Source organism: Verticiella sediminum, assembly GCF_007558815.1.
Classification (GTDB): Bacteria; Pseudomonadota; Gammaproteobacteria; order Burkholderiales; family Burkholderiaceae_B; genus Verticiella; species Verticiella sediminum.
Window position 1 is genome coordinate 244034 of sequence record NZ_VLTJ01000029.1, and the last position, 22475, is coordinate 266508.

General features: G+C 68.4%; 18 protein-coding genes. 4 read left to right on the forward strand and 14 right to left on the reverse strand.

Annotated features, from left to right (window positions below; genetic code table 11):
* Positions 1–60: 60 nt before the first annotated feature.
* Together glyA and metE are read right to left on the reverse strand one after the other, a co-directional pair.
* Positions 61–1311 carry a serine hydroxymethyltransferase gene (gene glyA, locus FOZ76_RS15645; protein ID WP_143949197.1) on the reverse strand — a complete coding sequence of 417 codons (1251 nt, stop codon included), beginning with the start codon at positions 1309–1311 and terminating at the stop codon, positions 61–63.
* Positions 1312–1363: 52 nt separating this feature from the next.
* Positions 1364–3658 carry a 5-methyltetrahydropteroyltriglutamate--homocysteine S-methyltransferase gene (gene metE / locus FOZ76_RS15650; protein ID WP_143949198.1) on the reverse strand — a complete coding sequence of 765 codons (2295 nt, stop codon included), beginning with the start codon at positions 3656–3658 and terminating at the stop codon, positions 1364–1366.
* Between the two features lie 256 nt (positions 3659–3914).
* Here metE and FOZ76_RS15655 point away from each other — a divergent pair, with 256 nt between their 5' ends.
* Together FOZ76_RS15655 and FOZ76_RS15660 are read left to right on the forward strand one after the other, a co-directional pair.
* Positions 3915–4805 (forward strand): LysR family transcriptional regulator, encoded by an 891-nt coding sequence (locus FOZ76_RS15655; protein ID WP_211366291.1) that lies wholly within the window; start codon positions 3915–3917, stop codon positions 4803–4805.
* A gap of 204 nt (positions 4806–5009) precedes the next feature.
* Entirely contained in the window at positions 5010–6785 is a 1776-nt protein-coding gene (locus tag FOZ76_RS15660; protein WP_143949200.1) for an SLC13 family permease, read from the forward strand.
* 27 nt (positions 6786–6812) lie between these two features.
* On the opposite strand, the gene FOZ76_RS15665 is transcribed toward FOZ76_RS15660, so the two are convergent.
* On the reverse strand, positions 6813–7919 hold the full coding sequence (locus tag FOZ76_RS15665) for a mandelate racemase/muconate lactonizing enzyme family protein (protein ID WP_143949201.1): 1107 nt from the start codon (positions 7917–7919) through the stop codon (positions 6813–6815).
* Between the two features lie 178 nt (positions 7920–8097).
* Here FOZ76_RS15665 and FOZ76_RS15670 point away from each other — a divergent pair, with 178 nt between their 5' ends.
* A complete protein-coding gene (locus FOZ76_RS15670; RefSeq protein WP_143949202.1) occupies positions 8098–8595 on the forward strand; it encodes an Lrp/AsnC family transcriptional regulator in 498 nt (165 codons plus the stop codon).
* Between the two features lie 4 nt (positions 8596–8599).
* Here FOZ76_RS15670 and FOZ76_RS15675 read toward each other — a convergent pair whose 3' ends face one another.
* The 11 genes from FOZ76_RS15675 to FOZ76_RS15725 all read right to left on the reverse strand — a co-directional run bounded on the left by FOZ76_RS15675 (position 8600) and on the right by FOZ76_RS15725 (position 20799).
* Complete coding sequence (locus FOZ76_RS15675; RefSeq protein WP_143949203.1) at positions 8600–9709, reverse strand: mandelate racemase/muconate lactonizing enzyme family protein; 1110 nt, start codon at positions 9707–9709, stop codon at positions 8600–8602.
* Between the two features lie 24 nt (positions 9710–9733).
* A complete protein-coding gene (locus tag FOZ76_RS15680) occupies positions 9734–10510 on the reverse strand; it encodes an amino acid ABC transporter ATP-binding protein (RefSeq protein ID WP_425473296.1) in 777 nt (258 codons plus the stop codon).
* 55 nt (positions 10511–10565) lie between these two features.
* Positions 10566–11234, reverse strand: a complete 669-nt coding sequence (locus FOZ76_RS15685; RefSeq protein ID WP_143949204.1) for an amino acid ABC transporter permease — start codon at positions 11232–11234, stop codon at positions 10566–10568.
* Positions 11235–11294: 60 nt separating this feature from the next.
* The gene (locus tag FOZ76_RS15690; RefSeq protein WP_143949205.1) at positions 11295–11960 is read right to left on the reverse strand and encodes an amino acid ABC transporter permease; all 666 of its coding nucleotides are present in this window, start codon (positions 11958–11960) and stop codon (positions 11295–11297) included.
* Between the two features lie 16 nt (positions 11961–11976).
* Positions 11977–12909, reverse strand: a complete 933-nt coding sequence (locus tag FOZ76_RS15695) for a substrate-binding periplasmic protein (protein ID WP_143949206.1) — start codon at positions 12907–12909, stop codon at positions 11977–11979.
* 239 nt (positions 12910–13148) lie between these two features.
* A complete protein-coding gene (locus tag FOZ76_RS15700) occupies positions 13149–13454 on the reverse strand; it encodes a DUF2149 domain-containing protein (RefSeq protein WP_143949207.1) in 306 nt (101 codons plus the stop codon).
* Positions 13454–13954 carry a MotA/TolQ/ExbB proton channel family protein gene (locus FOZ76_RS15705; RefSeq protein ID WP_143949208.1) on the reverse strand — a complete coding sequence of 167 codons (501 nt, stop codon included), beginning with the start codon at positions 13952–13954 and terminating at the stop codon, positions 13454–13456. Before FOZ76_RS15705 ends, FOZ76_RS15700 begins: the two co-directional genes overlap by 1 nt.
* Positions 13955–14058: 104 nt before the next feature.
* The gene (gene cobN, locus FOZ76_RS15710) at positions 14059–18081 is read right to left on the reverse strand and encodes a cobaltochelatase subunit CobN (RefSeq protein WP_246129548.1); all 4023 of its coding nucleotides are present in this window, start codon (positions 18079–18081) and stop codon (positions 14059–14061) included.
* Positions 18081–20054, reverse strand: a complete 1974-nt coding sequence (locus FOZ76_RS15715) for a TonB-dependent receptor domain-containing protein (RefSeq protein WP_143949209.1) — start codon at positions 20052–20054, stop codon at positions 18081–18083. The genes cobN and FOZ76_RS15715 overlap by 1 nt, the downstream gene beginning before the upstream one ends.
* A gap of 176 nt (positions 20055–20230) precedes the next feature.
* Positions 20231–20431, reverse strand: a complete 201-nt coding sequence (locus tag FOZ76_RS15720) for a helix-turn-helix transcriptional regulator (protein ID WP_143949210.1) — start codon at positions 20429–20431, stop codon at positions 20231–20233.
* Positions 20428–20799, reverse strand: coding sequence for a hypothetical protein (locus FOZ76_RS15725; protein ID WP_143949211.1), 372 nt, complete (start codon positions 20797–20799; stop codon positions 20428–20430). The genes FOZ76_RS15720 and FOZ76_RS15725 overlap by 4 nt, the downstream gene beginning before the upstream one ends.
* A 271-nt stretch (positions 20800–21070) precedes the next feature.
* Here FOZ76_RS15725 and serA point away from each other — a divergent pair, with 271 nt between their 5' ends.
* Complete coding sequence (gene serA, locus FOZ76_RS15730) at positions 21071–22300, forward strand: phosphoglycerate dehydrogenase (protein WP_143949212.1); 1230 nt, start codon at positions 21071–21073, stop codon at positions 22298–22300.
* Positions 22301–22475 lie beyond the last annotated feature (175 nt).

Sequence of the window (22475 nt, forward strand, 5' to 3'; positions counted from 1 at the left end):
CGCGACTCCTCCCTCGGGGAGGATGTCGCGCAGCGACAGCAGGGTCCCTCAGGCCGCGGCTCAGCCGTAGACCGGAAACCGCGCGGTCAGCGTCGCCACCTGCTCACGCACGTGCGCGATGCGCGCCGGCTCCTGCGGCGCATCCAGCACGTCGGCCACCAGGTGGCCCACCTGCCGCGCCTCGTCTTCGCCGAAGCCGCGCGTGGTCATCGCCGGCGTGCCCAGCCGGATGCCGGAGGTCACGAACGGCTTTTCCGGATCGTTGGGAATGGCGTTCTTGTTGACGGTGATGTGCGCCTCGCCCAGCACGCGCTCGGCGTCCTTGCCGGTGATGCGCTTGGCGCGCAGGTCGACCAGCATGAGATGGCTTTCCGTGCGGCCCGAGACGATGCGCAGGCCGCGCGCGATCAGGGTGTCGGCGAGCACCTGGGCGTTCTTCGCCACCTGCTGCTGGTAGCGCTTGAACCCGGGCGCGAGCGCCTCCTGGAAAGCGACGGCCTTGCCCGCGATGACGTGCATCAGCGGGCCGCCCTGCAGGCCGGGGAAGATCGCGCTGTTGATCTTCCTGGCGATGTCCTCGTGGTTGGTGAGCACCACGCCGCCGCGCGGCCCGCGCAGGCTCTTGTGCGTGGTGGAGGTGACCACGTCGGCATGCGGCAGCGGGTTGGGATATTCGCCCGCCGCGATCAGGCCCGCGTAGTGCGCCATGTCGACCATCAGCCGCGCGCCCACCGCCTTGGCGACCCGGGCGAAGCGTTCGAAGTCGATGCGCAGGGCATACGCCGAGGCGCCGGCGATGATGAGCTTGGGCCTGTGCTCGTGGGCAAGGCGCTCCATCGCGTCGTAGTCGATCTCCTCGCGCGCGTCCAGGCCGTAGCTCACCACCTTGAACCATTTTCCGCTCAGGTTGAGCGCCATGCCGTGCGTGAGATGGCCGCCTTCGGCCAGGCTCATGCCCATGATGGTGTCGCCGGGGTCGAGCAGGGCGAGAAAGACCGACTGATTGGCCTGCGAGCCGGAGTTTGCCTGCACATTGGCGTACTGCGCGCCGAAGAGCTGCTTCAGGCGGTCGATGGCGAGCTGCTCGACAAGGTCGACGTATTCGCAGCCGCCGTAGTAGCGCTTGCCGGGATAGCCCTCGGCATACTTGTTGGTGAGCTGCGAACCCTGCGCGGCCATCACCGCGGGCGAGGCGTAGTTCTCGGAGGCGATCAGCTCGATGTGGTCCTGCTGGCGCTGGTCTTCCCGCAGGATGGCAGCGTGGACCTCGGGGTCGATCCGGGCGAGGGTGTATTCGGTGCGCGGGAACATGGCAATGCCCTTGAAGGAAAAAAATCCCGGCCGATGGCCGGGATCGTGACGATCAGGCCACGCTTTCGCGCAGCGCCCGGGCTGCCGAGACCATGTTGGTCAGGGCCGGAATCACCTCGTTCCACTGCCGCGTCTTCAGGCCGCAGTCGGGGTTGACCCACAGGCGTTCGGCGGGAATGCGCTCGGCGGCCTTCTTCATGAGGTTGACCATGTGCGCCTCGGTCGGGATGTTGGGCGAATGGATGTCGTACACGCCCGGGCCGATTTCGTTGGGATACTTGAAGTCGTCGAACGCGTCGAGCAGTTCCATGTCCGAACGCGAGGTCTCGATGGTGATGACGTCGGCGTCCATGTCGGCGATCGAGGCGATGATGTCGTTGAACTCCGAATAGCACATGTGGGTGTGGATCTGCGTCTCGTCGGCCACCCCGTTGGCGGTGATGCGGAAGCACTCCACGGCCCAGTCGAGGTATTCCTGCCATTGCGCGCGGCGCAGCGGCAGGCCCTCGCGCAGCGCGGCCTCGTCGATCTGGATCACGCGCACGCCGGCCTGCTCCAGGTCCAGCACCTCCTGGCGGATGGCGAGCGCGAGCTGGCGGCACGACACCGCACGCGGCTGGTCGTCACGCACGAAGGACCAGTTGAGGATCGTGACCGGGCCGGTCAGCATGCCCTTCATCGGCTTGTCGGTGAGCGACTGGGCGTAGCGGATCCATTCCACCGTCATGGCCTTCGGGCGGCTGATGTCGCCGAACAGGATGGGCGGCTTCACGCAGCGCGAACCGTAGGACTGCACCCAGCCGAACTGGCTGAACGCGTAGCCGTCCAGTTGCTCGCCGAAGTACTCGACCATGTCGTTGCGCTCGGCCTCGCCGTGCACCAGCACGTCCAGGCCCAGGGCTTCCTGCTCGCGCACGCTGCGCGCGATCTCGGCGCGCATTGCGGCCTGGTAGGCGGCTTCGTCGATCTCGCCGGCCTTGAACTGGCTGCGCGCCTGGCGGATGTCGGCGGTCTGCGGGAAGGAGCCGATGGTGGTGGTGGGGAACTTCGGCAGCTTGAGCAGGGCGGCCTGCCTGGCGGCGCGCTCGGCGTACGGCTGCTGGCGCTCGCCGAGACGGGCATCGACCTTGGCCAGCGCGGCCTTGACCGCCGGATTGTTCACGCGCGGCGAGTTGCGGCGCGCCTGGATGTCGGCGCCGTTGGCGTCCAGCTCGGCGCGCACAGCCTGACGGCCCTGGTTCAAGGCCTGCGCCAGCACACGCACCTCGTCGAGCTTCTGCAGCGCGAACGCCAGCCACGACTTCACCTCGGCATCGAGCTTCTGTTCGCTGGCCAGATCCACCGGCACGTGCAGCAGCGAGCACGAGGGCGCGATCCACAGCCGCTCGCCCAGGCGCTGGGCCAGGGGCTCCAGCCAATCCAGCGTGGCGTTCAGATCGGTCTTCCAGATGTTGCGGCCGTTGACCACGCCCAGCGAGAGCACCGAGTCGGCGGGCAGCGCCTCGATCAGCGGCAGCACGTCGTCGCGCCCGTTGACGGCATCCACGTGCAGGCCCGCGACCGGCAGGCGGGCGGCGAGCGCGACGTTCTCGAGCAACTGGCCGAAGTAGGTCGCGAGCAGCAGCTTGACGCGGCTCGTCTTCAGCTCGCCGTAGGCGGTCTCGAAAGCGCCCTGCCACGCGGCGTCGAGCTCGGTGACCAGGACGGGTTCGTCGATCTGCACCCATTCCACGCCCTGGGCGGCGAGCGTCTCCAGCAACTGCGCATACACCGGCAGCAGCCGGGGCAGCAGCGCCAGCCGATCCGAATCGTCCTTGGCCTTGCCGATGGCGAGGTAGGTCACCGGCCCGACGATGACCGGCTTGGCCTTCACGCCCTGAGCCTGGGCCTCGGCGAGCTGCTCCAGCAGGCGGCCGGCGTCGAGCTTGAACTCGGTACCGGCGGTGAACTCGGGGACGATGTAGTGGTAGTTGGTGTCGAACCACTTGGTCATCTCGCCCGCGGCCACGCCGCCGCAGCAGCCGGCGTGCGCCTCCGCGGCCTGGGCCGAACGCCCGCGCGCCACGCGAAAGTAGTTGTCCAGCACGTCGCCATGAAAACCGCGCACGCGTTCGGGCAGGTTGCCCAGCGTGAAGCTCATGTCGAGCACTTGGTCGTAGAACGAGAAGTCGCCGACCGGCACCAGGTCCAGCCCGGCCTGGTTCTCCCAGTGGCGCTGGCGCAGCTTCGCGCCGCTCGCCTTGAGTTCGGCCAGGGACGATTGGCCCTTCCAGTAGGCTTCCTGGGCGAACTTGAGTTCGCGCTTGGCGCCGATGCGCGGAAATCCGAGATTGTGAGTGCGTGCCATGGTGTAAGTCCAATAGGAAGCCCACCCCCTATGCGCTGACGCGCGCCCCCTCGAGGGGGCGGCACTGGCGGACCGGCAAAGCCGGATCCGCTGTGCCCCGGGTGGTGCGGCGTACTTTCATGCGTCGCGGGTGGCGCGATGCGTGGTGGAGTAATTGAAACCGTAGACCCGCATGCTACGCAGACCGATTCATGAATGAAAATGGTAATATTTCATCAATCTATTATTTTCATTCATACGAACCGCAGCCATGGCCATCCTCGACCGAGCCCATCTCGACATCGTGCGCGCCGTCGACCAGCACGGCTCGCTCACTGCCGCGGCCGCCAGCCTGCACCTCACCCAGTCCGCCTTGAGCCACACGGTGCGCAAGCTGGAAGACCAGCTCGGCGTACCGATCTGGCATCGCGAAGGCCGCAGTCTGCGTCCCACCCAGGCCGGCCAGTACCTCCTGGCCGTCGCCAAGCGCCTGCTGCCGCAGCTCGATCAGGCCGAGGAGCGCCTGCGCCAGTTCGCGCGTGGCGAGCGGGGCACGCTGCGCATCGGCATGGAGTGCCACCCGTGCTATCAGTGGCTGCTCAAGATCGTCTCGCCCTACCTCGCCGAGTGGCCCATGGTGGACGTGGACGTCAAGCAGAAATTCCAGTTCGGCGGCATCGGCGCGCTCTTCGCGCACGAGATCGACATGCTGGTCACGCCGGACCCCCTGTACAAGCCGGGCCTGCGCTTCGAGCCGGTGTTCGACTACGAGCAGGTCCTGGTGGTGAGCCTGGCCCACCCGCTGCGCACGGCCGACCACGTCGAGCCGCATCAGCTCTCGGACGAGACGCTCATCACCTACCCGGTCAGCACCGACCGCCTCGATGTGTACACACGCTTTCTGACGCCGGCGGGCGTCAGCCCGCGCCGCCACAAGCCCATCGAGACCACCGACATCATGCTGCAGATGGTGGCCAGCGGGCGCGGCGTGGCGGCCCTGCCGCGCTGGCTGGTCGAAGAGAACGCCGAGCGCTTCGGCGTGGTGCCGGTCAAGCTCGGCCCGACCGGCGTGGACAAGCAGATATTCCTGGGCTTTCGGGAAGCGGAAGCCGACATCGACTACCTGGGGGCCTTCGTCGAACTGGCGCGGGCGCGGCGGGACGCCTGAATCCGCTGCGCAGCCGCACCCTGCGGCGCGGGCCAGCGCACCGACCCGGCGGGAACCCCGCTTGCTATTCGCCGCCCCGCCGCCCGGCTCTACACTGTCGGGCCGAACGGTTCGCCCGCACGTCGCCCGCGAGCCCGATCCGCTCGACGACAACAAGAACGTGCGTGTCACGGCGGTGAGACGCCACGCAGGAACGCTTCAGGCATGACAACAGACATCGTGGTGGTTCTCGGCATCGCCCTCGCGGCGATCCTGCTGTTCGCAACGGAAAAGCTCAGGATGGACGCAGTGGCCCTGCTGGTGCTCGCCAGCCTGGCCATCACTGGGCTGGTCACGCCGGGCGAGGCGGTCAGCGGATTCAGCAACTCGGCCACCATCACGGTGGCCGCCATGTTCGTGCTCGCCGCGGGGCTGCAGAACAGCGGCGCGCTCACCGGCATCGGCCGCCTCCTGGGCAAGGCCAGGTCGCCGTTCCTGTTCCTGCTCACCCTGTTCCTGATCCTCGCCGTGGTCGCGCCCTTCGTGAACAACACCGCGGTGGTCGCCGTGTTCATGCCGCTGGTCATCGCGGCCACGGCCAGCGTGGGCATGCCCGCCTCCAAGGCCCTGATCCCGCTGTCCTACGTCTCCCAGATGGCGGGCGTGTGCACCCTTGTCGGCACCTCGACCAACCTGCTGGTCAACGGCATCGCCCGGGACCTGGGCCATCCGGGCTTCGGCATGTTCGAGTTCACGCCCCTGGGCGTGATCTGCATGGTGGTGGGTTGCCTGTACCTGCTCACCATCGGCCGCTGGCTGCTGCCCGACACCAAGGCCTCGGAACTCGCGGACAGCCAGGAGATCGGCAAGTACGTCACGGAGCTGCGCGTCATGCCCGACGCCAAGCTGCTCGGCCAGACCGTGGGCGAGGCCAAGCTCGGCGAGGAGTACGGCGTGTTCGTGCTCGAGCTGATGCGTGGCGACGAGGAAGTCTGGTCGCCACGCTCGCAAGTCCTCGAGGAAGGCGACGTGCTGCTCGCGCGCGGCGAGTGGTCCAAGCTGGAAGAACTCTGCAAGAGCCAGGGGCTGGAGCTCAACGCGCGCACCAAGCTCAAGCACCGCAGGAACAAGGACGACGAGGACGTGCCGCAGGTGCTGACCGAGGTCATGATCGCCCCGCGCTCGCGGGCGTCGGGCAGCACGCTCGCCACGCTGGACCGCCGCTGGCAGCACGACGCCACGGTGCTGGCCATCCATCGCCGCGGCCAGATCCTGCGCGAAAAGCTCAAGGACGTGCGCCTGATGGTCGGCGACGTGCTGCTGATGACCACGTCGGAGACCGAGATGCCGGCCCTGCGCAAGGACGCCAACGTCATCGTGCTGTCCGAGCGCAACGACGACCCGCCCAAAGGCTGGCGCGCCCCGTTCGCGCTGGTCACCATGGTGCTGGTGATCGGCATCTCCGCCATCGGCTGGCTGCCGATCTCGATCACCGCGCTGGCCGGGGCCGTCGCCATGACGCTGGCCGGCTGCCTGGACGCCGACGACGTCTACGACGCCATCGACTGGCGCATCATCATCCTGCTGGCCGGCCTGCTGCCGCTGGGCGTGGCCATGAGCCAGACCGGCGCGGCCGGGTTCATCGTCGAGAACACCATCGGCCTGGTCGCCTCGCACGGGCCGCTGGTGGTGCTCGCCGTGCTGTACCTCATGGCCCTGCTCTTGACCGAATTCATGAGCAACGCCGCGGCGGCCGTGCTGCTCACGCCGATCGGCATGTCCACCGCCAACATGCTGGACGTGAACCCCACGCCCTTCCTGATCGCCGTCACCTTCGCCGCCTCGACCAGCTTCTCCACCCCGGTCGGCTACCAGACCAACACCATGGTCTACAGCGCCGGCGGCTATCGCTTCGTGGACTTCATCAAGGTCGGCCTGCCCCTGAACCTGATCTTCTGGGTGCTGGGCGTGATCTTCATTCCCATCCTGTGGCCGTTCTGAGCGGCGCGCGCCGGCGGCGCGCCCGCCTCATGCCGGCTTGACCCGGTAGTCGCGCAGCACATCGCCATCGGGCTGCAGGCCGAGCCCCGGGCCGGGCGGCAGCGCGAACGCGCCGTCCTGGACGTCCAGGGCGCCGCCGTACAGCGACGCCTCCGGACCGACGACGAAATGCTCGATGCTCATGCGCGGCGCCGCCGGCTGTGCGGCGATGAGGTGCAGCGTGGCGAGAAAGCCCGGCCCGAAGTAGGTGGAGTGCGGCGCCAGCGAAGCGCCGTACGCCTCCGTCAGCGCCGCCACCTTGCGGAACTCCGTGATGCCTCCCACCTTGGCCACGCTGGGCTGGACGTAGGTCGCGGCGCCGGCGGCCAGGATCTTCTGGAACTCATGGACGGTGCACGCGTTCTCGCCGATGGCGATCGGGATGCCGCTCTCCTGGCGCAGGTCGCGCAAGGCATCGAACGACTCCGGCGGATAGATCGGCTCCTCGAGCCAGCGAATGTCGTAGGCCTTCAGGGCATGCGCCAGTCGACTCGCCTCGGCGGGCGTCCAATGGCAGTTGGTGTCGACCATCAACGGGATCTCCGAGCCCACGACGCCTCTGACGGCACCCACGTCCACCGACCCGCGCGTGTGCACCTTCATCGACTTGTAGCCCGCCGACACGGCGGCCCGGGCGGCTTCGGCGACCCGATCCGGATCGTCGAAGCGGAACAGGCTCGCATACGCATCGATCGTGCTCGCGTTCGCGCCGCCCAGCAGCTCGACCAGGGATAGCCCCGCGCGCCGGCCCGCCATGTCCCAGAGCGCGATGTCGACGCCGGACAAGGCGAAGTTGACCACCCCGTAGCGGCCGTAGATGTGCAGCACTTTCTGCACGTCATGCATCAGGCCGGTGATCCGGCGCGCATCCTGGCCGATCAGCAGCGGCGCGATCATCTGCTCGATGGCCGCCTTGACCGGCACCTGGCAGGCGTAGGAAAAGGCCTCGCCCCAGCCGACGCACCCGTCCTCGGTCTCGATCCGCACCAGCAGTATCTCGAGCGCTCCGAAATCCTTGCCGCGCCACGCGGGCAGCCGGCTGCGCACCTCGAACGGGATCGAGAGCGGTATGGCTTGGACGCTGCGGATCTTCATGGAAGTGCTCCGATGGCCGGCACGCGGCAAGGTTCACGAAAGAAAATTCTTGTCTTCGACGCGATCTTAAGCGAATGAATGGTTCTGATCCGCACGAAACGCAGGCCGGGATTGCCTAGCGTGGCCGAAAACCAGAGAATGCCCATCCAAGGCACTCTCTTGCCGCAAGCACAACGCCATGACACCACCGCGCACGCCCAACGCCTCGCCGCCGGAAACCCTCGACAAATACGAACTGGCGATCCTGGAAATCCTCCAGCAGGACGCCAGGGCCGGCGTGCAGGAGATCGCCGACCAGATCGGCCTGTCGGTCTCGCCCACCTGGCGCCGCATCCGCGCGCTCGAGGAGCGCGGCTACATCGAGAACTACATTGCCGTGCTCGACGTGGAAAAGCTCGGCTTCAAGCAATGCGTCTTCGCTCACGTCACCCTCGCCAAGCACGACCGCGCCGCGGTACGGCAGTTCGAGCAGACGATCGAGCGCCGCAGCGAGGTGCTGGAGTGCTTTTCCATGACCGGCGACGCCGACTACCTGCTGCGCGTCATCGTGCGCGAGACTCCCGACTACGAGCAGTTCCTGCAGGAGGCCGTGTATTCCTGCCCGGCCGTGCAGAGCGTTCGCTCGAACTTCGCTTTGCGCAAGATGAAATTCACCCTGCGCGTACCCTTCGAATGAGCCTTCAGGCCGTGGCCGGTTCGACGCGATAGTCGCGCAGGAACGCCGCCGAGGGCTCCAGGCCCAGGCCCGGCGAGCGGGGCAGCGCGAACGCGCCGTTCACCGGCACCAGGGCATCGCCGTAGGGAAAGGCTTCCACGCCCGCCATGAAGAACTCGATGCAGCCCCAGCGCGCGGGATAGGCCGCCATCAGGTGCAAGGTGGCCAGCAGGCCCGGCCCGTAGTAGGGCGAATGGGGCGCCAGCGTCGCGCCGTAGACTTCGGCGAGAGTGGCCACCTTGCGGAACTCGCTGATTCCGCCCACCTTGATGACGCTGGGCTGCACGAACCGCGCGGCCTGGGCGCGCAGGATCTTCTGGAAGTCGTACGCCGTGCAGGCATTCTCGCCGATCGCCAACGCCTGGCCGGTGCGCCGCTGCAGTTCCGCCAGCGTTTCGAAATCCTCGGGCGGGTACAGCGGCTCTTCCACCCAGCGGATGTCATACCCCTGCAACTGCCGCAGATATTCCGCGGCCTCGCCCGGCAGCCAGGCGCAATTGGTGTCCATCATGACCGGCACGGCGGCGTCCAGGGCCTGGCGCACCGCGACGACGTCGGCCACGCCGCGCGTATGCACCTTGACCGCGCCGTAGCCCTCGGCCACGGCGGCCTGCGCCGCCGCCGCCGCGCTGTCCGGATCGTCGTAGCGGAACAGGCTGGCGTAGGCGGGCAGACTGTCCACCGACGCCGCGCCGAACAGTTCGCACAGGGGAACGCCGGCGCGCCGCGCCGCGATGTCCCACAATGCAATGTCCAGCCCCGACAACGCATAGTTCACCACGCCCGAGCGGCCGTACAGGTGCATGACGCGCTGGATCTCGTAGAGCAGCCCGGCGATGTCGCGGGCATCGCGCCCGATCGCGATCGGGGCGATCATCTCTTGTAGCGCCGTGCGCACGGCGGCCTGGCAGTTGTAGGCGAAGCTCTCGCCCCAGCCGACCAGTCCGTCCTCGGTCTCGACCCGGACCAGCAGCAGCTCCAGCGCCCCATAGTCGCGCCCGCGCCAGGCGTGCCCCTTGGCGCGGAAGGTGAAGGGAGCCGCGAGGGGAATGGCTTCGATCTTGGCGATTTTCATGGGTCTGCTCGGGTGGGACGGATTTCAAAGAATGGATTGCAGGAACGTGCGCGTCCTGGGGTTCTGCGGATGGGCCAGCAGCTCGCGCGCGGGCCCCTGCTCGACGATGCTGCCCTGGTCCATGAAGACGACGCGGTCGCCGGCCTCCCTGGCGAAGCCGATCTCGTGCGTGACCACCACCATGGTCATGCCCGACGCCGCCAGCCGCTTCATCTGCTCCAAGATCTCCTGGATGATTTCCGGGTCCAGCGCCGATGTGGCTTCGTCAAAGAGCATGACGTCCGGGCGCATGGCCATCGCGCGCGCGATGGCCACCCGCTGCTTCTGGCCGCCGGATAGCTGCCCCGGGTAGGCATCGGCCTTGTGCGCCATGCCGACGGCGGCCAGCTCGGCCATCGCCCGCTCGCGCGCCTCGGCGCGCGGCAGGCCGAGCACGCGCATGGGCGCGAGCTGCACGTTCTGCAGCGCCGTGCGGTGGGGAAAGAGGTTGAAATGCTGGAAGACCATGCCGATGCGCCGGCGCAGCCTGCCCAGGTGCGGCAGCGCACGCTGGCCGCCTTCCCCCTGGATGAGCGCCTCACCGTCGAAGACGATGCTGCCCCGGTCGGGCACCGTGAGCAGGTTCATGCAGCGCAGCAGGGTGCTCTTGCCCGAGCCGCTGGGCCCGATGATCACCACGACCTCGCCGCGGCCCACGTCGAGCGACACGTCGCGCAGCACGTGCAAGGGCGCCGGCACAGGCCGGAACATGCCGGGCCTCCTGGCCGCGAACCATTTCTCGATCCCCGCGAGCTGGAGGATGTTCTGTCGCGCGTTCATGGGGTTCGTCATGGCGTTCGGATTGTGCGTGCTCATCTCAGTGCGCCTGCCGCGATAGCCTGCGTTCGAGCAGACGGCCCAGACGCGACACGGCGATCACGAGGGCAAGATAGACCAGCGCTGCCGTCGTATAGAACTCGAAGGTTCGATGCTCGAGATTCGCCGCGCGGATCGTCTCGGCCATCAGGTCGCTCGCCCCGATCAGGGCCACCACGGCCGAATCCTTCACGATCATGGCGAACTGGCTGACCAGTTGCGGCACGGCGACCAGCATCGCCTGCGGCAGCACGATCTCGAAGAACGTGCTCACGCGGCCGAGCCCGAGACTGCCCGCGGCCTCGCGCTGCCCTTTGTCCACGCCCTGGATGGCGGCGCGATACACCTCGGACAGATAGGCGCTGTGCAGCAAGGCGATCGAGATCACGCTGGCCGCGAACGGCGTCAGGTCCAGCCCGGTGACCATGGTGAGCCCGAAATAGATCCAGATCACGTAGATGTAGATCGAGATCGCCCGGAAGAACTGCGTGTACGCGAACGCGAGGCTGCGCAGCGGCCACCAGGGCGACATGCGCAGCAGGGCCACCAGCAGCCCGAGCACGAGCGACGCGGCGTACCCCGCGAACGCGATCTGCAGCGTGAAGACCAGCCCTTTGGCCAGTTGCGGCGCCTGCAGCCACACGGCGTGCCAGTCCATCTCATGGCTCACGGGTGTGCTCTCCTGTCGCCACCGTCGGGCGGCCGGGCGGCGGCGCGGGCTGGCAAGGCTTCATGGATACTCCAGCGCGCGCTCGATGGCGAGGAACAGCAGCGAGATCGTGAAGACCATGGCGACGAAGATCACGAGCACGGCGGTGAAGGCCTCGAACGGCGCGAAGTAGTCCATGTTGATGCTCTGCGCCTGGTGCATCAGGTCGGGGACGGCGATGACGCCCATGAGGGTGGCCGTCTTGAGTGTTCCGACCATGACGTTGCCCAGCGGCGCGACCACGCGGCGCATGCACTGCGGGAGGATGACCTCGCGGTAGACGGCGTAACGGCGCAGGCCTAGCGATTCGGCGGCTTCGAACTGCCCCCGATCCACCGCATCCAGGGCGGAGCGGAATATCTCGGACGCATAGCCGGCACTCGTGAACGCGAGCACGATCAGGATGCTCTCGAACGGCGAGAACGCCACGCCCGCGAGCTGCGATACGCCGAAATGCACCCAGAGCAGCATCACGTAGGGCGGGATGCCGCGCGCTGTCTCGACGAGCGCGGTGCCCGTTCCCGCTAGGAGCCGCACGCCGCTGCGCCGCATCAGCGCGAAGACCAGACCGAACGCGCATGCCAGCACGAAGCCCACCACGCTCACCCAGAGATCCAGCCACGCGCCCGCCAGCAGCGCAGGCCAGTAATCGTCAAGGATGCTCCACTGGAAGTTGTACGAGCCCATGCCCGCCGCCCGCCCTTCAGCCCTGCTTGATTTCCACCGGCTCCCCGCCGGAGCCGACGGAGATCAACGGGATGTTGTACTTGTCCTGCGCCTCGGTGCCGAACCACTTCTGCTGCAGCCCGACCATCGTGCGCAGCGCTCCCTGGTAGCGCAGCCAGTTCGTGATGTACGCCCAGAGCTTGAAATCGTCGGCGGCCATGAAGAAGGTGTTCGGGATGGCGTTGACCGTTTCACCGTGCACGGTGACCTGCGGATACGCCTTCAGCACATTCTGCGCGAACAGCGCGTCCGTGATCAACGCGTCGACGCGCCCCGTGCCCACTGCGCTGGTGGCGTCGGTGAGCTGCGGAAAGGTCTGGATCTCGGCCTGGGGAAACAAGGCGCGCAGCGTGGTGGCTTCCGAGGTGCCTTGCTGGCATGCGACCTTCACGCCCGGCGCGTTGAGTTCGGCCAGCTTGCCGATCGACCTGCCCTCCTTCAGGTAGGCAACGTTCTGCTGGTAGTACGCAGGAAAACCCGCGAAGGCGCCGCGCAAGGCGCGTCCTGGCAGGATCGTCACGAAGGTGCCGATCATGTCGAACTTGCCGGCGGCCAGCGCGGCGAACGTCTGGCCGAACGGCATCTCCGTATAGACCGGCTCGACGCCCATGTCGTTCAGGAGCAGCTCGAGGAACTCTATCCCCAGCCCGGCGGGCTTGCCGTTCTCGTCCTTGAACCGCAGTGGTTTGTTGTTCAGGTCGACGCCTATGCGCGCTTTCTTGGTCCGCGTCCAGACGTCGAGCAGCGACTCCGTGCTGCTCTGCGCGGCGTGGGCGGGCGCGCTGGCCGCCAGACCGGCGGCGCCCAGCGCGGCCATGCCGCCGGCGGCCCCCAGGAAAGAGCGACGCTGTTCGCGGCGCGAGAGGTCGGAAGTGCCGGATACGGCGAAATGCTCGGGCAGCTCTTGCATGACGGTTCCTTCTGACGTTGTGACGGTCGCCTGGTGGAGCACTGGCTGACCGGGACATGATGCCATCGGGAAGCGGGCATGTTTTTTCGAAATGGATCTCGCATTACGCGAAGACGGAAAAATTTTGCTCGCAGCGTCGGTTCCGCGGGAAATATCTCTCCCCATCGTCCGCGGTGCGGCCGCGATAGCGGCGCGGCAAGCCCGCCGGCCATCCACCGGGCCGCGCCACGCGGTTCTGCTCAGTCCTCCGGCACGTAGATCATGCGCCCGTCATCGAGCCGGTAGGTCACGCCGGCGCGGGCGCCCTGCCCCTGGCCGAGCTCGCCGCTGGATTCGTAGCGGGTCAGCTCCTGGCCCTCCTTGACGGTGATGCGCATGTCCGCCTCGCCAGGGTTCTCGACCACCACCACCCGCTCCTGCGAGAACGGGTTGAGCGGGTTCTGCGCGATCGTCACCATCAGGATTCCGATGACCACCAGGAACAGGTCGATCAGGTTGACGACCGAGAGCATGGGATCGTTGTCCTCTTCGTCGAGAAAACGCATCAGGCCGGCCCCCCGCGCTGGCGCTCGAGGGCGCGCAGGTCCTGCAGCAGCCAGCGCCGCCGCACGGTGAGGATGAAGAAGCAGATGCTCGCCGCGAGCAGCGCCAGGATGACCGACGAGAACGCGGCCACCATATTGCGGCCAACGGCGGCGCCGTCGTTGCTGCCCAGGGCCAGCAGGGCCGGCCCCATGGGGATCATGGTGGCGATCAGGCCCAGCATGGGCGCGGTGCGCGAGACGATGCGCAGCCACTCCAGGCGCTGCATGATCCAGAGTTCCAGGTCGTCGCTGGCGAGCACCGGCGCGTCGCCGCCCTGCCGTGCATGGTCCAGGAGCGCCTGCGGCCGGGCGCCGCGCCGGCGCTGCCAGGCTTCGACGATGAAGGCGCCCAGCATGACGAGGGCATAGGCGAGCGCGGCCGCGATGAGCAGCATCACGGGCGCCAGGAACACGCGCGAGACGGCGTAGAGCAGTGCTTCGATGTCGGTGAACAGGGTCATGGGTGGATCGGAAGTCCTGGATGAATGGGAATGGCGCGCGGCGGATTCACGCCGCGCGTGCAAGGAGCCGGGATGCAGTGCGGCGGCGCGAGGGCGCCCGCCGCTCAGCGCACGAGACCGTCGGGGCCGGCCCGCGCCCCGTACCGGCGCCGGGTGCTTGCCGCCTGGCGGACGGCGCCCGCGCCGATCAACAGCAGCATGAGCGCTAGCGCCCAGCGCTGAGGCAGGGTGTCGTCCTGCGGCGGCGGTTCGACGGGTTCGAGCACGCGGCCCTGGACGTCCTCCGACGAGCGCTCGGCCGCCTCCGGGGACGATGCGGCATCCGTTGCCGGCGCGGCCGGGGCGCTCGCGGCATCCGGCGCGGGCCCCGCCTCCAGGCCGAAACCCTGGGCCATCTCGGCGATGAACCGCCGCGTCGGCTCGGCGCCCGTGTCCACGGCGAAATCGCGCGCCAGCGTCTGCCAGCGCTCGGCCAGCGCGCGGCGGGTGTCGTCCGGAGCATCCCAATAGCCCTTGCGGATTGCCTCGGCCATCCGTTCGAGCACCTGAGCCTGCGCGGTGGGATTGTGCTGCTCGAACCACTCGCGCGTACCGAGATCGCGCGTGTCCGCGACATAGGTATCGAACATGGCCTGCCACTGGTCGCCACGCACGGTGCCGGGGTCCATGACCTGCCAGCCGAACAGGTTGTTGGTGGCGTTGAGCACCTGCAGCGTGCCGGCATAGCCCTCTTGCTGCATGGCGCCTATCCATTGCGGGTTCAGGTAGCGCACGCGCAGCTCGTCGGCCAGAAAGCGCGACAGGCCGGTGGTACGCGCCTGCGGGCTGCGCAGGTCCGAGATCAGCAGTTGCGGCGCCTCGCCGTCCAGGTGGCGGATGGCCGCCGACAGGCCGCCCAGGAACTCGAAGGGGTGGTCGGTGGACAGCACGCCGTGCAGGTTGGAGGAACGCGACATGATGGCGGCCTCGGTGCCGCGCAACTGGGCGGCCAGCAGGTTGGCCTCGGCGGGCGCCTCGCCCCAGCCCTGCGCGCCGAAGGCATGCCGGCTGGCGGCGAGGAACTGCTCGCCCAGCGCCGCATCGTCGTCCCATGCGGTCGAGCGCAGCGCCAGATCCGGCACGCCGGTGCCGTACGCGCCGGGCGCATTGCCGAAGATGCGATAGCGCGCCGCCCGCGCCGCGGCGTCCGGCGCCAGCCCCTGCTCGAGCAGGTCAGCGGCGACGCGGCGGTTGTTCGCGGCGATCGGATTGTCCGGCTCGTCGAGTTCGGCGAGGCGCTGCATGGCGTCGTCCAGCAGCCGCATGAAACTGTCGAACTGGTCGCGATACACGCCGGTCACCTGCACCACGACATCGGTGCGCGGACGGCCCAGCGCCGCGGCCGGGATGATCTCCAGGGACGTCACGCGTCCGCCCGCGTCCCAGACCGGACGCAGGCCCAGGGCATGCAGGATCTGCGCTTCCGTCACGCCCAGGTGGCGGATGGCCTCGGACGACCACAGGCTGAACGCGAGCTTGCGCGGCCAGGCGCCGCCATGCTCGGCGCGAAAGGCCTCGACCAGTTGGTCGTAGGCCGTGCGTGCGGATTCATAGGCGGCGCGGGCGGGGATCTTGTCCGCCTCGAAGGCGTACAGGTTGCGCCCGCTCGCCACCTCGGGATTGCGGATGGGGTCGCCGCCCGCGCCGGGCGCCACGAAACGGCCGGCCAGGCCGGCCAGCAAGGCCTGGTTCTCCTGCGTGTCGCGCAGGTGGCGATCGCGCGCCAGCGCCTGTTCGGCAAAGGCGGCGACGGCCTCGGGCAGGGGCGGGCCGGCTTCGTCGCCCAGCATCCGGCGTACGGCGCGGTAGGCGGGCGCCCGCGCGAGCGCCTCGGCATCCGCTGCGAACTGCTCCTCGACATCCACGCCCAGGGCCTCGTAGAAGGGCTGGCCGAGCTGCTGCATGACCGTGCTGGCGCGATGCTCTGCGCTGGCCGGCTCGCCGAAGGTGTGCAGCCCCAGGGGCATGGCGCTGCGCGCAAGCTCGTGCAGGTGATCGTGCAGTTGCTGCAGGAAGCCGGCAGCATCCGCCTCGGCCTGCGGTACCGTCCAGCCGAGGTCCTCGAGCAGATGGGCGCCGGCGGCCAGCTCGCGGATCTGCGCGCTTACCTGCTCGCGCACCTGGCCTTCGTCGAGCTGCTGGTATTCGTGGATGAGATGATGCAGGTCGCGCAGTTGATCGTACAGGCCGGCCGGCGCGAAGGGCGGCGTCTGGTGGCTGACGGTGACCGCCCGGCCGCGCCGCTTGGCCTGCATCGCCTCGCCGACGTTGTCCTGGATGTACGGATAGAACACCGGCAGGCTGCCCGCGGCCAGCCAGGGGTAGTCCGTCGCGGCCAGGCCGCGATCCTTGCCCGGCAGCCATTCCTGGGTACCATGCGTGCCCAGGTGGATGAGCGCATGCGCCCGGCCCTGGTTTTGCAGGTACAAATAGGCTGCCATGTACAGGTGATCGGGCGCGCTTGCCGTGTCGTGGTAGTGCCCTTGCCCGTGCGCGGTGCGCGGCATCTGCGGCATGACGACGAGATGGCCCAGTTGCCAGCGTGGAATCACGAAATAGCGCTTGCCGTCGATCTCGCGGACCGCGGGGTGGCGCGCCGGGGCGCCGGCGTGGCGCAGTTCGTCGCGGCGCGCGGGCGGCAGCGCGGCCAGCCAGCGTTCGTAGTCGTCCAGCGGATACCGTGCTGCCAGCCCCTCGTCGAGCAGCGCGTCCAGCGCAACGCTGCCGTACAGCGCGCCCAGCATGCGCTGCCCCGTGGCGATCACCTGCGCCTCGCTCACCGGCTCGCCCACCGCGTAGCCGTCCGCGGCCAGCGCGGCCTGGATCGAGACGACGCTGCGCGGGATGTTCAGGTTGGACGCGCCCAGGTTCTTCTCGCCCGCCGGGTAGTTCCAGAACATCAGGGCGAGCCGCTTGTCCGCGGGCGGGGTCTGGCGCAGCGCCACCAGGCGCTGCAGCTTGCCGATCAGGGCATCCGCCTGCTCGGGCAGCAGGTCCTGCACACCCTGCGTGCTGGCCGACAGCACGATCGGGTCGCTCACGCCCCACCCTTCCGGGCCGGCCAGGAACACGGCCGTCGTGCGCGGCGACACGCCGCTCGTCGCCGTCGGCCAGTCGGCCGCCTGGCCTTCGCGAAAGCGCAGCGTCTGGATCACGGGCACGTCCAGGGCGAGGAAATCGCGGCTGCGCGCGGCGCCGTCCTGCATGTGCGTGAGGTTGACCAGGGCATCCACGCGGGCGGATGCGAGCAGCCCGGCCAGGCCGCCGTCACGCTCGCCGTCCGTCCAGAACACGATGGGCCGCAGGCCGGCGGCCTCGCTGCGCCGGATCAGTTCGTCGATGTCGCGCGTGAGCATGTCGGCCACCACACCGCGATGGATCAGGAACGCCACGCGGCCGGCAGTCTCGCCGCCGGGGCGATGCGTGCCGTACCAGGCGAGGTAGGGTTCGACGCCGTCGAAGAGCGTGCCGGCCTCGGGATGGTAGAAGCCCGTCGCCGGCAGACGAGCGGGCGGGGCCAGCAGCGCCTCGGCCGGCGCCGCGCCGTCGTGCACCGACTTCGCCAGGGCGAAGAACCGGCGGAAGTTGTCCTCGCCGCCGGCCGCGTACAGTGCCGCCATCTGCGCGGCGACCTGGGCCGGCAGGTTCGCCCACTCGGGACGCCCGCCGCCGACGGTCAGGCGCGGCACGCCGGCTGCCTCGGCCAAGGCGCCCAGGTGCTGGGTCACCATGGCGCGGTCGCCGGGACGCGGCACGTCGAGCACGACCACGGCGGCCGCCTCCACGGCATCCTGCAGTGCGACCGTTGCGTTGGGCGCCTGCACCTCGACATCGCGATGCTGGAGTTCCACGCCTTCGCGCTCGGCCAGCGCGCGCAGGTGCTGGAACTTCTCGGCGGACACGAAACCGTTGTGCAGCACCTGGACGAGCGGCCTGGCCGCCGCCGGCATGGCGGCCAGTAGGGACAGCGCCACGCACAACGCCGTCGACCCTTGCAACAGCCAGCGTCCGGCCACCATCGGCCGGCACGACAAGCAGCGGCGCGCGACGTGGCCAGCGCGCTGGACCACCCACCCGAGATCTCGCATCAGAACCTCGCCGTCAGGCCCGCGAAGTAACGGCGCCCTTCGTCGGCACGGCCATAGACGCTGGCATCGTCATTGGCCAGCCGCTTGTCCGTGAGATTCTCGATACCGGCATGCAGGCTCAGGTTGCGATTGACGTCGTAGTCCACATACCAGTGCAGCAGGGTGTAGCCGGGCCGTTCGCTTTCGGTGGCCGAGCGGAACTGCGAGCCGATGTACTCCACCCTCACCCGCGTGGACAAGGCCGCCAGCGGCGTCCAGGCCAGCGTCGCGTTGGCGCGATGCCGCGAGCGATCGGGCAGCCGCGTGTCGGCCATGCGGTCGCGCGCATCGAGATAGGTGTAGTTGGCATCCAGGCGCCAGGCGGGGGACAGCGTCGCGCCGGCCGTCAGCTCCAGGCCCTGCAGGCGGGCGCGGGCCACATTCTCGTAGACCAGGCAGGTCCGGCCGCTCACGTCGCAAGTGGGTAGTCTGCGCGTCTCGATCAGGTTGCGCACGTCGTTGTGGAACGCGGTCGCCCCGGCCGACCAGCGGGGCCGGTCATAGCTCGCGCCGAACTCGAAGGACTGGTTGGTCTCGGGCTGCAGCTCCGGGTTGCCGCGGATCACGCCGCGCCCGCCCATGGCGGCGAAGGATTCGTATTCGGGGGAGAGCTGCTTGAGCGTGGGCGCCTTGAAGCCGCGGCCGGCGCCGCCCTTGAACGTGAGCGCGTCCGAGGCATGGAACAGCAGGTAGGCGCGCGGGCTGGTCTCCCAGCCGAAATCCTCGTGGCGGTCGAAGCGGCTGCCCAGCACCAGCTCCCAGCGCTCGCCGAGCACGATCTCGTCCTGGGCGAAGAGCGCGTAGTGCGTCTGCGACTTCTTGCCGGCGCGGTTCACGCTGGGGTCTTCCAGGCTCTCGCGGCGGGTCTCCGCGCCGAGCGTGAACTTGTGCGCGCGCCCGGCGGCGAACCCGATGCGGCCGTCGAGTACCGTGTCGGTGAAGCGGTTCGGCCCGGTAGCGTCGGCGCCGTCGCTGCGCCCGGCCTCGCGATCGAGCGTGCTGCGATACAGGCGCACCTGGCTGTCGCCCCAGTCCCACTGCCCGGCGTGCGACAGCGCGTAGCGGCGGCGCTGTACCTGGTTGTCGGCGCTGTAGGGCGCGGCTGAAGTGCCGCGCACGCCGTCCAGATCCTCATTGCCTGCGCTGGCCGACACATCGATGCGCTGGCGCGCGTCCGGTGTCCAGGTCAGGCCGACGTGCCCCGTGGTGGACCGATTGCGGTCCAGCGCGGTGAACGCAGGGTCGGCGGCGTCGCGCAGGGCATCCCGATAGCGGTACTCGCCCCAGGCGTTCAGGCCGAGCCGGCCCGGCACCAGCGGGCCGCCCACGTAGAAGCCGCTCTTGTACTGGTTGCCGTCCAGCCCATGATCGTTGACCAGACCATAGGCGCTGACCGACCCCTGCCAGCGATCGGTCGCCGAGCGCGTGATCACGTTCACCACCCCGCCCAGCGCCTCCGACCCGTAGAGCGAGGACATCGGGCCGCGCACCACCTCGACGCGGTCGATCGCCTCGGTGGGCACCCAGCCCAGCTCGAAGTCCGAGTGCGCGATCGCGGAAGCCGAGGTGCTGATGCGCTGGCCATCGACCAGCATCAGCGTGTGCTCGCTGCTCATGCCGCGGATGGAGATGCCGCGACGGCCGAGGCCCACATCGTCCAGCCCCACGCCGACAGTGCCCTTGACGGCATCCGCCAGGTCGTGGACGGGCCGGGCGCGCAGCGCCTCGCCCTCGATCACCGAGACACTGGCGGGCGCATCGCCGGCATCCCGCTCGGACGCAGTGGCAGTCACCACGACGTTCGACAAGGTCCGTACCTCGCCCGCCCCGGCGCGGCCGCGCCGCTCACCCACCGGCTCCTCGGCCCACGCCGTGCCCGCCCAAGCCATCGCCACCGCCAGGCAGATTGCGGCCGTATCGCGTCTCGCATGCATCCTTCAGACTCCCGTTCGCACTGCGCCCGGCGGACATTCCGGGTGTCAGCATCTCGCCAAAATCAGAGATGATATAACGTATCATTTATAAATGATATAACATCTCACATAATGGACGCGCCGATGCTCCCGCCGCGCGGGGGTTGCGCTGGACGAACGAGCGCCTCCTTTCCCCTTCAGTCGTCGCCGTCCTCGCTGAAGATCGCTTCGATCGACAGGCCCATCACGCGGGCGATGACGAATGCCAGGGGCAGACTGGGGTCGTACCTGCCCGTCTCGATCGCATTGACCGTCTGACGTGACACGCCCAGCCGTTCGGCCAGGTCGGCCTGCGACCACCCGCGTTCGGCACGCAGCGCCTTGAGCGAATTCCTCATCGGTAACGCCTCGCGGCGAGCGCAGCGCCCACGACCCAGAGCACCGCCATCAACGGCCAGACGGCAAACATCGACAACCGGGGCAGGCCGGCGTTCTCGAGAAAGCCGTAGCCGAAGGTCGACAACGCACTGCCGGCGAAGGCGAACACGATGGCCTCGAACTGGACGCGGCGTTGCAGCTCGTCCATACGGCGCACGCCGCGCACAATGACCCAACATAGGAGAAACGCCGGGATCATGGGAGCCAGGGATATCAGCACGCGCGGCCCATCGGCCTGGCCGCCCTGGCCAAGCACCGTCAACGATGCCGCCAGCACGACGGCATACAGGGCCAGGCATCCCGCAAGTTCCAGGAAATAGCGACGCATGGCAATACTCCGGAATGTAAAGTCTGCTTTACATTCTAGACCCTGCCCCGGGCACGTGTAAAGCTTGCTTTACATCCATCGAAGCGTCCCCATGCCTTTACTCCCACCGGCCGGCCGCCGCCCGAATGCGGCACGCCGATACACCCTCCGGTAATGAGCGGGAGAGACTCGCAACCAATCGAAACCGCAAAAAGCAGTACCATATCGGCCGAGGGTCAACCCCTCCCGCGGGCGGTTCGACCGCGTGTTCTTTTTTCTCCAAGGTCACCCAATGAGCACGACATCGCTGGACAAACGGAAAATCAAATTCGCGCTGCTGGAAGGTATCCACCCGTCCGCGGTGGAGCGCATCCAGTCCGCGGATTACCACGACATCCAGACCTTCCCGAAAGCCCTGGAAGGTGAAGAACTGCTCAAGGTGATCTCCGAGGTGCACTTCATCGGCATCCGGTCCCAGACGCGCCTGACGGCCGAGGTACTGGAGCACGCCCGCAAGCTCACCGCGATCGGCTGCTTTTGCATCGGCACCAACCAGGTCGATCTGAACGCCGCGCGCGACAAGGGCATTCCGGTGTTCAACGCGCCCTACTCGAACACCCGCTCGGTGGCCGAGCTGGTGCTGGCCGAGGCCATCCTGCTGCTGCGCGGCGTGCCCGAGAAGAGCACGCTGGCGCACCGCGGCGTGTGGCGCAAGTCCGCCGCCAACGCCTTCGAGCTGCGCGGCAAGACGCTGGGCATCGTCGGCTACGGCTCGATCGGCACGCAGCTTTCGGTGCTGGCCGAGGCTATGGGCATGCGCGTGGTCTTCTACGACGTGGTCACCAAGCTGCCGCTGGGCAATGCGCGCCAGGTGCGCTCGCTCAAGGAGCTGATGACCGAGAGCGACGTGGTCAGCCTGCACGTGCCCCAAACGGCGGCCACGCAGTGGATGATCGGCGAAGAGCAGATCGCGGCCATGAAGCCCACCTCGGTGCTGATCAACGCTTCGCGCGGCAAGGTGGTGGTCATCGAGGCCCTGAACCAGGCGCTGCGCGCGGGCAAGCTGCTGGGCGCCGCAGTCGACGTCTTCCCCACCGAGCCGGGCAACAACAGCGAGCCCTTCGAGTCGCCGCTGCGGGGGCTGGACAACGTGATCCTGACGCCGCACGTCGGCGGTTCGACCGTGGAAGCCCAGTCCAACATCGGCCTGGAAGTCGCCGAGAAGCTGGTCAAGTACAGCGACAACGGCACCACCATTTCCTCGGTCAACTTCCCCGAGGTGGCCCTGCCCTCGCACCCGGGCAAGCACCGCCTGCTGCACGTCCACAGGAACGTGCCGGGCATCCTGTCCGAGATCAACAAGGTGCTGGCTGACGCGCAGGCCAACATCTCGGCCCAGTACCTGCAGACCAACGAGTCGATCGGCTACGTCGTGACGGACGTGGACACGGCCTACTCCGAGGCCGCGCTGGCGAAGATCGCCGAAATCCCCGGCACGCTGCGCTCGCGCATCCTGTTCTGAACGAGGCCGGGGCGCCAGCCTCGCCCGAGAGGGCAAGTGCCATCGCTCCCAGCGTCGCCTGCGCAGACGAACCAACGCCCCGTCCGGCATCGCCGGCGGGGCGTTGTTCTTGCACGCGTGCGCATCCGCTGCGCGCCCTCCCGCCGAAAACCCGCACCCGGGCGATACACTGGGA